This window comes from Pseudosporangium ferrugineum, assembly GCF_003002065.1.
Taxonomy (GTDB): domain Bacteria; phylum Actinomycetota; class Actinomycetes; order Mycobacteriales; family Micromonosporaceae; genus Actinoplanes; species Actinoplanes ferrugineus_A.
Window position 1 is genome coordinate 16,479 of the sequence record NZ_PVZG01000003.1, and the last position, 11,538, is coordinate 28,016.

The 11,538-nt window shown below is 70.9% G+C and carries 11 protein-coding genes; 2 read left to right on the plus strand and 9 right to left on the minus strand.

The window, feature by feature from the left end; translation table 11 throughout:
• Positions 1 to 9 precede the first annotated feature (9 nt).
• Positions 10 to 1,641 carry a phytoene desaturase family protein gene (locus CLV70_RS07405; RefSeq protein WP_106125662.1) on the plus strand — a complete coding sequence of 544 codons (1,632 nt, stop codon included), beginning with the start codon at positions 10 to 12 and terminating at the stop codon, positions 1,639 to 1,641.
• Positions 1,642 to 1,755: 114 nt separating this feature from the next.
• Here the strand turns inward: CLV70_RS07405 and CLV70_RS07410 are convergent, their stop codons facing one another.
• On the minus strand, positions 1,756 to 3,303 hold the full coding sequence (locus CLV70_RS07410) for a Rieske 2Fe-2S domain-containing protein (RefSeq protein WP_106125663.1): 1,548 nt from the start codon (positions 3,301 to 3,303) through the stop codon (positions 1,756 to 1,758).
• A gap of 133 nt (positions 3,304 to 3,436) precedes the next feature.
• Here CLV70_RS07410 and CLV70_RS07415 point away from each other — a divergent pair, with 133 nt between their 5' ends.
• Positions 3,437 to 3,664 carry a DUF2631 domain-containing protein gene (locus CLV70_RS07415; RefSeq protein ID WP_106125664.1) on the plus strand — a complete coding sequence of 76 codons (228 nt, stop codon included), beginning with the start codon at positions 3,437 to 3,439 and terminating at the stop codon, positions 3,662 to 3,664.
• 67 nt (positions 3,665 to 3,731) lie between these two features.
• Here CLV70_RS07415 and CLV70_RS07420 read toward each other — a convergent pair whose 3' ends face one another.
• The 8 genes from CLV70_RS07420 to CLV70_RS07455 all read right to left on the minus strand — a co-directional run bounded on the left by CLV70_RS07420 (position 3,732) and on the right by CLV70_RS07455 (position 11,477).
• Positions 3,732 to 4,769 (minus strand): DivIVA domain-containing protein, encoded by a 1,038-nt coding sequence (locus CLV70_RS07420; RefSeq protein WP_106125665.1) that lies wholly within the window; start codon positions 4,767 to 4,769, stop codon positions 3,732 to 3,734.
• A 40-nt stretch (positions 4,770 to 4,809) separates the two neighbouring features.
• Entirely contained in the window at positions 4,810 to 5,988 is a 1,179-nt protein-coding gene (gene rlmN, locus CLV70_RS07425) for a dual-specificity RNA methyltransferase RlmN (RefSeq protein WP_106125666.1), read from the minus strand.
• A 34-nt stretch (positions 5,989 to 6,022) separates the two neighbouring features.
• Positions 6,023 to 7,186 (minus strand): phosphatidate cytidylyltransferase, encoded by a 1,164-nt coding sequence (locus CLV70_RS07430; RefSeq protein ID WP_106125667.1) that lies wholly within the window; start codon positions 7,184 to 7,186, stop codon positions 6,023 to 6,025.
• On the minus strand, positions 7,186 to 7,743 hold the full coding sequence (gene frr / locus CLV70_RS07435) for a ribosome recycling factor (protein ID WP_106125668.1): 558 nt from the start codon (positions 7,741 to 7,743) through the stop codon (positions 7,186 to 7,188). The genes CLV70_RS07430 and frr overlap by 1 nt, the downstream gene beginning before the upstream one ends.
• A gap of 57 nt (positions 7,744 to 7,800) precedes the next feature.
• A complete protein-coding gene (pyrH, locus tag CLV70_RS07440) occupies positions 7,801 to 8,565 on the minus strand; it encodes a UMP kinase (protein WP_106125669.1) in 765 nt (254 codons plus the stop codon).
• Between the two features lie 101 nt (positions 8,566 to 8,666).
• Complete coding sequence (gene tsf, locus CLV70_RS07445; protein WP_106125670.1) at positions 8,667 to 9,497, minus strand: translation elongation factor Ts; 831 nt, start codon at positions 9,495 to 9,497, stop codon at positions 8,667 to 8,669.
• Between the two features lie 76 nt (positions 9,498 to 9,573).
• The gene (gene rpsB, locus CLV70_RS07450) at positions 9,574 to 10,485 is read right to left on the minus strand and encodes a 30S ribosomal protein S2 (RefSeq protein WP_106125671.1); all 912 of its coding nucleotides are present in this window, start codon (positions 10,483 to 10,485) and stop codon (positions 9,574 to 9,576) included.
• Between the two features lie 269 nt (positions 10,486 to 10,754).
• Entirely contained in the window at positions 10,755 to 11,477 is a 723-nt protein-coding gene (locus tag CLV70_RS07455; protein WP_106125672.1) for a hypothetical protein, read from the minus strand.
• Positions 11,478 to 11,538: the final 61 nt, after the last annotated feature.

Genomic DNA, 11,538 nt, shown 5'->3' on the forward strand with positions numbered 1-11,538 from the left:
TTCGCGGCCATGAGCACTCTGCCGGAACGTGCCGATGTGGTGATCATCGGATCGGGCCACAACGGCCTGGTCTCCGCCGTGCTGCTGGCCCGCGCCGGCCTCGACGTCGTGGTGCTGGAGGCCGCCGGCGTGCTGGGCGGCGCCACCCGCACCGAGCATCCGTTCGGCAAGGTCCCGGGCCTGGGCCAGTCCACCGGCTCCTATCTGCTCGGCCTCATGCCGCCGGAGCTGCTGGCCACGCTCGACGTCGACATCCCCGTGCTGCGCCGCGATCCGCACTACTTCCTGCCCACGCCGGGCGGTGCCGGCTCGCCGTACCTGCTCTTCGGCACCGACCGCGACGCCACCCGCGCCCAGATGGAGCGGTTCTTCTCACCGCGCGACATCGCCGCGGACGAGGCCATGCAGGTCGAGATCGCCGCGTTGCGCGCCGACCTCGCCCCCGCCTGGCTCCAGGAGCCGGCCTCCGTCGAGGAGATCGCCGACCGCCACATCCGGCCGCAGCTGCAGAGCACCTTCATCGACCTCGTCCGCGGCTCGGTCGCCGACTACCTCCAGCGCTTCCAGTTCAAGAGCGAACTGCTGATGAGCATGTACGCGGTGACCGACGGCCTCTCCGGCCTCAACGCGGGCCCGGACGACCCCGGCACCGGCCACAACTTCCTGGTCCACAACATGTGCCGGCTGCCCGGATCGGACGGCACGTGGATGGTGGCGGCGGGCGGCATGGGCAGCGTCTCCCGGACCTTCGCGTCCGCCGCACGGTCCGCCGGGGCCCAGATCTTCACGGGTACGCCGGTGAGCGCCGTGACCGTCTCCCAGGGCGCGGCGACCGGCGTGGCCCTCGCCGACGGCCGGACCGTGGCGGCCCGGGTGGTCCTCGGCGCCTGTGACCCGTACGAGCTGATGTCCCTGGTGCCCGAGGGCGCGCTGCCGGCGGCCCTGACCTCGCGCATGGCGTCGGTCAAGCGCACCGGCACCACGCTGAAGCTGAACCTCGCGCTCTCCGGGCTGCCGCGCTTCTCCTGCCTGCCCGAGGACGCCCCGTCCCCGTTCGGCTCGACGATCCACCTCCTGCCGGGCTCCGCCGGGCTGAGCCTGACCGCGGCGGAAAACCGGGGCAACACCGTAACGGGAGGGCTCTCCGAGACGGACTCCCCGATGGCCGCCCTGCGCGCGATGTGGGCGGACGTGCAGGCCGGGCGCCTGCCCGCGGAGCCGACCATCGAGTGGTATCTGCACACCACCGTCGACCCGTCGCTGCGGGACGAGGACGGGCACCACTCGTCGGCCCTGTTCGTGCAGTCGGTGCCGTACGAGCTGGCCGGCACCACGTGGGACGAGGCGCTGCCCGGCTACGTCGACCGCCTGCTGGAGCTCTGCGACCGGTACGCCCCGGGCACGTCGGCGCTGGTGGCCGACCTGATGCCGCTCACCCCGCCGGGCATCGAGCGGCACTTCGGCATCACCGGCGGGCACATCCACCACGTCGACAACACCGTGGCGTTCGACGAGCGCATGCCGTACTTCACCGGCCTCGACGGCCTGTACGCCGGCTCGGCGGGCGCCCACCCGGCGGGCAGCGTGATCGGCGCCGCCGGCCACAACGCCGCCAAGCGCATCCTCAGCGACCTCCGCTAGGGACTTTCCCCACCCACGCAGAATGAAGGGCCAGGGCCAGCGAATGCTGGGCCCCGGCCCGGCCTCGACGGGAGTTGCGGTCAGCACCACCCACCGAGCTACGACCTGAAGCTCCTAGGCAGTTGTCTTCTCCGCCCGGATCTTGTGGCCGACGCTGGTCAGGCAGCGCCCGCTGGGGAGGTCGAACTTCCAGCCGTGCAGCTGGCAGGTCAGGACGTTGCCGTCGACGATGCCGAAGCGGCTCAGGTCGGCCTTGAGGTGCGGGCAGCGGCGCTGCACGGTCCAGTCGCCGAACTGGGTGTCCTCGGCCTCCACCGCCTTCTCGTGCTCGTCGTACCAGCCCTCGGCGTACTGGAGGCGCTCCTCGCTGAGGCACTTGAAGAAGGCGTAGACGAACTCGTTGTACTGCCCGATGCGGGCCGCGGAGAAGCGGCAGGAGAGGAAGAGCGAGTTCACCCAGTCGCCCTCGTCGATGAAGATGAGGTGCTCGATCAGCTCGCGCTGGGTGCGGAAACGGTAGCGGACCTTCTCGTCGGCGTACGGACGCACCTGCTTGCCGGGGAAGTCCACCACGATCGACTCCACGGCGTCGCCGTCGTAGCTGACCAGGTCGAAGCGGACCGGGCCGCCGACGCCCTTGGCGAGGTAGATCGACTCCTCCAGCAGCGGCTCGATGCGCTTCTTCAGCTCGCCCAGCACGTCGATCTCCGGGTGCCGCCACGACGCCTTCTCGGCGGCGATGATCGGCGCCTTGCGCTCGCGCATCTCCTCGAGGTGCGCCTTCTTGTTCGCGAAGAACTCGTCGACCGGCACCGGGTGGGTGGTGACGGCGTCCTGCGCGGAGAGCTCGGTCACGCTGCCGGGCAGCAGGACGATGCCGTTGGTGCCGCCGACCTTCGCGTACTCGCTGAGGAAGACCGACTGGTCGGGGAAGATGTTGCCCTCGTCGCCGTGGATGTCGTTGAACTGCCACAGCTCGTCGTCGAGGAAGCACGGCGGGCCGGCGATCGGGAAGACGTGGTCGGCCTTCAGGTCGTCGATGTAGCGCCACGTGCGGTCGAACTGGCGTTCGCGCTTCTGCTTGCCGAACGCGGTCTTCGCGGACTGCGGCAGCTCGTAGACCATCGGATACCAGATCGCGCCGGAGAACTGCAGCATGTGCGCGTGCACGTGGCCGAGGTCGGCGAAGACCTGCAGGTCGGTGGGGCGGGCGTCGTTCTGGTTGAGCACGCGCACGCCGTCGTGCTCGATCCAGAGGGAGGAGTCGCCGATCGGCCCGTCGGTGGGGCTGATCAGCGCCTGGATCATGACCTTGAGGCCGCCGTCGAGCTCGTGCACCTCGTTGCTCTTCGTCCGGAAGAAGCTGGTGAAGCCCAGCTCACGCAGCTCGTCCTCGAGCTGGCTGGTCGGGTATTCCGGCAGCAGCACGGTCGCCTTCTTGCTGACGAACCGCTTGAGGTGCTCGGCGTCGAAGTGGTCGCGGTGCAGGTGCGACACGTAGAGGTAGTCGACGTCGCCGAGCGTCTCCCAGTCCAGCAGGGAGTTGTCCGGGAACGGGAACCACGACGCGAAGTACGCCGGGTTGACCCACGGGTCGCACAGGATGCTTCCCGCGCCCGTGTCGATCCGCATGCTGGCATGCCCAGTGCCCGTGATCCGCACCGTGTCACTCCCTCGGCCTTCGACGTTTCCGACGGCATCGAAGGTACCGGGTACGGGTTGGTGAGCCGCGCGCGGAGGCACCGTGCGACACTGGGGGCCGTTAGGTGATCGCTCTTTCCGGGAGGACCGAGTCGTGGCAGAAGAGCCGGTTTACGCGCCTGACCAGCTCAAGCCGGGCAACCGCAAGTGGGCCCGCATCGGCGCGCTGGGTTCGGCCGCGGTCTTGTTGCTCTACCTGTGGGGCAACCACGAGGGCAACACCGAGAACATCTGGATCATCGGTACGGCCCTGCTGCTCGTCGGAGCCGTCTTCGTCGACGTCGTCCTGCGCCGCAACGGCCTCAAGCCGAACGACCAGTAGCCGCCACGCAAACGCAACGGCCCGCTCTCCCCTCCGGGGCGCGGGCCGTTTCCGTTCCTGGCTCTTCTCAGCGGCGGCGCAGCAGGATGTCCTTCACCTCGCGCAGCGCGGCGTCGACCTCGGCCTCGAAGTAGCCGCCCGGGACCAGCCCGAACTGCAGCGTGTCGAGCTCGTTCTCCGGCACCGGCATCGGGCCGCGGCCGGTCATCGCCTGCAGGATGCTCTCGAACAGCCGGTCCACCTGCACCGGGTCGTAGCCGCTGCCGAAGCGCCGGGGCTGGAACGTGCGGCGCAGCTGGTCGACGCGGTAGAGCTCCGGGTTGCCGCCCGCGCCCGGCGGCGGGCCACCCATCGGCGGGCCACCCATGGGCGGGCCGCTCATCGGGGGCGCGCTCATCGGGGCGGGGCCTCCGAAGCCGCCCCTGTCCCGCTCCGGCATGCGGATCTCGGCGGTCATGTCCGCCTTGCCGTGCCGGCCCGGCTCGAACTGCTCGTAGCCGCCCGTGTCGTAGCCCTGCGGGGCCTGGGGGCGCTGCGGCATCTGCTGGCCGCCGTAGCTGGGCTCCTCGTAACGGCCGCCGTACGGGTCCGGCGCCGGCATCTGCCGCTGGGGCATCTGCTGCGGCTGCATGCGGTCTTCCTGCGCGTACGGGTCGCGGGCGTACTGGTCGTCGCGCGCGTAGTCGTCCCGGGCGAACTGGCGGTCGTCGCGGACCGGGGCGGGGAGGCGCTCGGTCGGCGGGGCGGAGCGGCCCAGCGCCTGGCTCATCCGGGGGTCGCCGCCGCCCATCCGCTCGGGGGGCATCGGACCGCCGCGCATCGGCTCGGGCTGCATCCGGGGGTCGGGGGCGCGACCGCCGCCACGGTCCTCGAACTCGGCGAGCTGCCGCTCGACCCGGTCGAGGTGCAGGTCGACCTGCCACTCGTCATAGCCGCCGAACCGTACGCGGAAGACGACGTCGTGCACCTCCTGGGCACCGACGGGCGCACCGACCTGCTCGCCGGCCAGGGTGGCCTCCACCCGGTCGAGGAAGCTGTCCACCTCGTCCACCTTGTAGCCGCGGCGCAGTGCGCGACGGCGGAAACGCTGCCCCTGACTCGTCACAACGTCTCCCAAATTCGCGTCCGCTGGGAACAGAGCCCAGTCATCGTGCCACCTCCGCGTCGGCGGCGGCGCCCCCAGCGTCCACCACCGTCAGCTCACTTGCGGCCAGCTGGCCGCACGCACCGTCGATCTCGCGCCCCCGGGTGTCGCGCACCGTGGTCGCCACACCCGCCTCCCGCAGCCGGCGGACGAACTCGCGCTCGACCGGCTTCGGGCTGGCGTCCCACTTGCTGCCCGGCGTCGGGTTGAGCGGGATCAGGTTCACATGCGCCAGCTTGCCGTGCAGCAGCCTGCCAAGCAGGTCGGCACGCCAGGGCTGATCGTTTACGTCCCTGATCAGGGCGTATTCGATGGAGATCCGACGCCCGGTCTGCGCCGCGTAGTCGAACGCGGCATCGAGCACCTCGGCCACCTTCCAACGCTGGTTGACGGGCACTAGCTCATCGCGCAGATCATCATCGGGGGCGTGCAGGGACAGCGCAAGGGTCACCGACAGCTCTTCGGCGATCAACCGCCGCATTGCGGGCACCAGCCCCACGGTGGAGACGGTGATGTGCCGTTGTGACAGTCCCAGCCCCTCCGGAGCGGGCGCGGTGAGGCGGCGCACGGCCTCGATCACCCGCGGATAATTGGCCAGCGGCTCGCCCATCCCCATGAACACGACCCGGGACAGCCGCGGCGGCGACCCGGTGACGGCGCCCGAGGCGGCGACCCCCGCGAGATACACGACCTGATCGACGATCTCGGCGATCGAAAGGTTGCGGGTGAGCCCGGCCTGACCGGTGGCGCAGAAGGGGCACGCCATGCCGCAGCCCGCCTGGCTGGAGACGCAGGCGGTGATCCGGTCCGGGTAGCCCATCAGCACGCTCTCGACCATCGCGCCGTCGTGCAGCTTCCACAGCGTCTTGCGGGTGGCGCCGTCGTCGCAGGCGAGCTCCCGCTGCGGGGTCAGCAGGGTGGGCAGCAGCTCCCCGGCGAGCCGCGCGCGGGCCGCGGCGGGCAGATCGGTCATCGCCTCGGGGTCGCGCACGAGCCGGCCGAAGTAGTGGGTGGAGAGCTGCTTGGCCCGGAACGCGGGCTCGCCCAGGTCGGCGACGGCGGCCCGGCGCCCGGCCAGGTCGAGGTCGGCGAGGTGCCGCGGTGGCATGGTCGGGCGGCGGCGCGTGGGCACCGCGTCCGGGGTGTCGGGGCTGGTCGGAATGACCGGAAGAATCGTCATGGCGTATCCAGTCTCCCACGTCGGGAACGCATGCCTACCCCGGCGGCGCGATGAGCGAGAGCAGCAGATACGCCGCGGGTACGGCGAAGAGGATCGAATCGAGCCGGTCCATCACCCCGCCGTGGCCGGGCAGCAGGTTGCTCATGTCCTTGATCCCGATGTCGCGCTTGAGCATCGACTCGGCCAGGTCACCGACGACCGCGGAGACCGAGATCACGGCGCCGAAGAGCAGACCCCACCCGAACGGGATATCGAGCATGAAGTAGAGCAGCAGGGAACTGCCCACGGCGGCCGCGGTGACCGAACCGGCGAAGCCCTCCCAGGACTTCTTGGGGCTGATCGTGGGGGCCATCGGGTGCTTGCCGAAGAAGACGCCGGCCGCGTACCCGCCGGTGTCGGAGAGCACCACCGCGAGCAGGGTGCACAGGACGCGCGAGACGCCGTCGTCCGGCTTCACGAGCAGCACGCCGAAGCTCAGCAGGAAGGGCACGTACACGGCGACCAGCGCGGCGGCGACGAGGTCGCGCCGGAAGCCCGCCTTGTGCTCGCTGAAGCGCCACACCAGCGCGGCGAGCAGGGTCGCGGCCAGGCCCAGCTCCAGCGCGTCGGAGCCGGCGTACCAGGCCAGGCCGGTCATCAGCAGGCCGCCGCCGATCAGCGGGACCAGCGGGGGCCGGGCGCCGGTGACCTTGAGGGCGCGGACCATCTCCCAGATGCCGACGCTGACGGCGAGCCCGATGATGCCCAGGAAGGCCGGCTTCCACACGACCATGGAGACGAGCACCGCGAGGATCAGCCCGACGCCCACCGCGATCGCCGCCGGCAGGTTCCGGCCCGCCCTGCCGCTCTGCTTCGCCGGCACCGGCTTACCGTCCCGTCCCGCCCGGCGCTTGCCGGGGCCACGCCGCGTCGTCTCCGCCGCGGTCACTTCCCACTCGGCCTGCGAGGTGGAGGTCGCGGCGGTGGGCGCCGCCCACGCCGGCTCCGGAACCGCCTCCCGGTTCTCGGCGGCGGTCCCCGGGCCCTGCAACCAGGACGGGTCCGGGGGCGCGGCGCCCCAGATGCCTCCGGGGCGGGGCGCGCCGTCCGGGAACCCGGCGGCGGGCGATCGAGGTCCGGCGTACGGCGCCGGGGCGTCGGAGGGATCAGACGCCCGGCTGCCGGGATGCCCGCCGCGGGGCTCGGGGTACGACGACATCAGACCTCGAGCAGCTCGGCTTCCTTGTGCTTGACCAGCTCGTCGACGATCGAGACGTACCGGTGGGTGACGTCGTCGAGCTCCTTCTCGGCGCGGCGGCCGTCGTCCTCGCCGGCGTCGCCGTCCTTGACCAGGCGGTCGAGCTGCTCCTTGGCCTTGCGGCGCACGTTGCGGATCGCCACCCGGCCCTCCTCGGACTTGTGCCGCGCCACCTTGATCATCTCGCGGCGCCGCTCCTCGGTCATCTGCGGCAGGTGGATGCGCAGCTGGGTGCCCTCGTTGTTGGGGTTCACCCCGAGGTCGGAGTCGCGGATCGCCCGCTCGATCGGGCCGAGCTGACTCTGGTCGTACGGCTTGACGATCACCATGCGCGGCTCGGGCACCCCGACGGACGCCATCTGGGTCACCGGGGTCGGCGCGCCGTAGTAGTCGACAACGATCTTGGAGAACATCGCCGGCGTGGCACGGCCCGTACGGATCGCGGCGAACTCCTCCTTGGCGTGCTCGACCGCGCTCTCCATCTTCTCTTCGGCCTCGAAGAGGATCTCGTCGATCACCGCTCCGTCGCCTCCTCGCTTCTACTCAACTTCTCCGATGGTGGTCGTGCCGCGGGATCACGTGGTGATCAAGGTACCGATCTTCTCGCCGCTGACCGCGCGGACGATGGTGTCGTCGCCCTGCGCCCCGAAGACGAGCATCGGCAGGCCGTTCTCCTCGCAGAGGCTGAACGCGGCCTGGTCGGCGACGCGCAGGCCCTGCTGGAGCACGCCGGCGAAGGTGATGTGCTCGATCTTGCGGGCCCCGGGGTCGGTACGCGGGTCGGCGGTATAGACGCCGTCCACGCCGTTCTTGCTCATCAGCACCAGGTCCGCGTGGATCTCGAGCGCGCGCTGGGCCGTGACCGTGTCGGTGGAGAAGTACGGCATGCCCGCACCGGCGCCGAAGATGACGACCCGGCCCTTCTCCAGGTGCCGGATCGCGCGCAGCGGAATGTACGGCTCCGCCACCTGCGCCATCGTGATCGCCGTCTGCACGCGCGTCTCGATGCCCTCCTTCTCCAGGAAGTCCTGGAGGGCCAGGCAGTTCATGACCGTGCCGAGCATGCCCATGTAGTCGGCCCGGTTGCGGTCCATGCCGCGCTTCTGCAGCTCGGCGCCGCGGAAGAAGTTGCCGCCGCCGACCACCACGGCGATCTGCACGCCGCGACGCGTCACGGTGGCGATCTGCCGGGCGATGCCCTGCACGACGTCGGGGTCGACCCCGACCGCGCCACCGCCGAAGACCTCGCCGGAGAGCTTGAGGACGACCCGCCGGGGCCGTTCGGGCCGCGGAACCGGAACCTCGCCCACCGCGACAGTCTGCTCGGTCACCATCGTCATGCCGACCCCGCCCTTCGTTCGCTAACCCGAGACCTTATGTGACGGGGAGGCCGGGCGCTGTCTCGCGTCCCGGCCTCCCGCGCAGTGCGCTGGCGGTTCGCCTACTCCTGGCCGACCTCGAACCGGACGAAGCGCGTGACTTCGATGCCGGCCTCGGCGGCGACCTGCTTGACGGTCTTCTTGTTGTCGGTGACCGACGCCTGCTCGAGCAGGACGAAGTCCTTGAAGAAGGAGTTCACCCGGCCCTCGACGATCTTGGGCAGCGCCTGCTCGGGCTTGCCCTCCTCGCGCGCGGTCTCCTCGGCGATGCGGCGCTCGTTGGCGACCGTCTCGGCCGGAACCTCGTCGCGGGTGAGGAACTTCGGCCGCATGGCGGCGATCTGCATGCCCACCGCGCGGGCGTCGTCGGCGCCGGCCTCGTCGTCCTTGCCGGCATACTGCACCAGGACGCCCACCTGCGGCGGCAGATCCTGGGCCTTGCGGTGCAGGTAGACCGCGACGGTGCCGTCGAGCTCGGCGAACCGGTTGACCACGATCTTCTCGCCGATCTTGGCGGAGAACTCCTGGATCACGTCGGCGACGGCGCGGCCGTCCTCGAGCTTCGAGTCGAGCAGCGCGGCGGCGTCGGCCGCCTTGATCTTCGAGCCGTGCTCGACCAGCGTCTGGCCCAGCGCGACGAAGTCGGGGGTCTTGGCGACGAAGTCGGTCTCGCAGTTGAGCTCGAGCAGCGCCGTGCCGGAGTGGCTCACGATGCCGTTGGCCGCGGTGCGGCCGGCGCGCTTGCCGACGTCCTTAGCACCCTTGATGCGCAGGAACTCGACGGCCTTGTCGAAGTCACCGTCCGACTCGTCGAGCGCCTTCTTGCAGTCCATCATGCCGGCGCCGGTGAGGTCGCGGAGCTTCTTCACGTCCGCGGCGGTGTAGTTGGCCATGACTCTCTCTGATCCTGTCGAAGTCTAGATCTGGCGGGGCCGGCCGCCTCCGAAGGCGGCCGGCTTCCTGCAGGACTTACTCCGCGGCGGCCGCGGCGGGCTGGGCGACGGCGGGCTCGGCGGCGGCCGGCTCGGCAGCGGCGGGCTCGGCAGCGGCGGGCTCGGCAGCGGCGGGCTCGGCGTCCGCGGCCTTCTTCTCGGCGCCCTCGTAGAGGTCGCGCTCCCACTCGGGCAGCGGCTCACCGGCGGCGACGGTGGTCGCCTCGGGCTTCTCGTCAGCGGCACCCCGGCCCCGGCCGGAGCGGGCGATCAGGCCGTCGGCCACGGCGGCGGCGACGACCTTGGTCAGCAGCTCGGCGGAGCGGATCGCGTCGTCGTTGCCCGGGATCGGGAAGTCGACCTCGTCCGGGTCACAGTTGGTGTCCAGCACCGCGATGACCGGGATGCCCAGCTTGCGGGCCTCGTCGACGGCGATGTGCTCCTTCTTGGTGTCGACGACCCAGATCGCCGACGGCACCTTCGTCATGTCCCGCAGACCACCGAGGGTCTTGGTGAGCTTGGTCTTCTCACGGAACAGCTGGAGGGTCTCCTTCTTGGTGTACCCGGCGGCGGTGCCGGTCAGGTCACCCAGAGCCTCGAGCTCCTTCATGCGCTGCAGGCGCTTGTACACCGTCTGGAAGTTGGTGAGCATGCCACCCAGCCAGCGGTGGTTGACGTACGGCTGGCCGACGCGGGTCGCCTGCTCGGCGATCGCCTCCTGGGCCTGCTTCTTGGTGCCGACGAAGAGGATGTGGCCACCCTCGGCGACGGTGTCGCGCACGTACGCGTAGGCCTTCTCGATGTAGTCGAGGGTCTGGCGCAGGTCGATGATGTAGATACCGTTGCGCTCGGTGAAGATGAAGCGCTTCATCTTCGGGTTCCAGCGCCGGGTCTGGTGCCCGAAGTGGACACCGCTCTCCAGCAGCTGGCGCATGGTCACGACGGCCATGGTGAATTGCTCCCTGTTTTCCCTGGTTGTCACGCTCACCGGCGGTGGGCGTCCTGGCGCCCGGTCGCCGGCCCGGGATGGACCCGACGGGGTCGGGACCAGGGAGGGCCGTCGCTGACGGCTGATCATCGAACACGGCACTGATCGAGCACGGCACTGATCGACAAAGCACGTTGCAGAGGGCGCGCGAGGTCGACCGCACGGGGCGGTCGCCGTCGACAAGCATACGCCGTGCCCCCGGGGGTCCGCCTCCGGGCGGGTGCGGACCGTCAGGCGACGCCCAGGCCGGCGGCGATCAACAGGACCAGACCCACCGGAAGGTACGCCAGCGGCGGACGCAACCACGCTTCGTGGCCGGTCACCCGTCCCGCGGTCGCCAGGGAGTAGAGCCCCGTCCCGGTCAACGGCAGCCCGAGCACGAGCAGCACCGCCGGGACCACCCCGCGGGCGGCCGGATCGTCCACGAACGCCGCCTGCACGAGCAACAGGACGGCCGGGACGAGCAGGACGGCGGTGACGACGGCGAAGATCACGGCGGAAACCGGGCGGCGGGAGTTGTACACGCTCTCCGGCGGCCGCCCGAGCCGCGGCACCACGCTGGTCGGCTCGTCCAGCGGCGCCGGGCCCGGCGCGGCGTTCGCCCCGTACGTCGTGGTGGTGGTGACCGTCGACACGGCAGGCGCGGCGGCGGGCTCGGGCACCCCGGTCGGCCGGATGGTCGGATACTCCGGGCCGCACACCGGGATCCGCATCGAACCGGATTCGGTCGGCGACAGCGAGTGACTACCGGACGTGGTGACCGGATCCGGCGGCGAGTAACCGGCGGGCGCCGCGTACGGGTCGGCGGGGCGCTGCTCCGGCAGCCGGAACGCACCGCTGGGGCGCTCGTGCACCCCCGACTCGTAGGGGTCCGAGCCCGGCCCGGCAGGGGCGCGCTGCCCGGTGTACCAGCTGGGCTCCGGCTCTTCGGCGTACCGGCGATGTCCGTCCACGATTTCGCACCGTAGGTGACGCGGCCCCGGTATGCCACCGGTGAGCCCGTATCACCTCCGA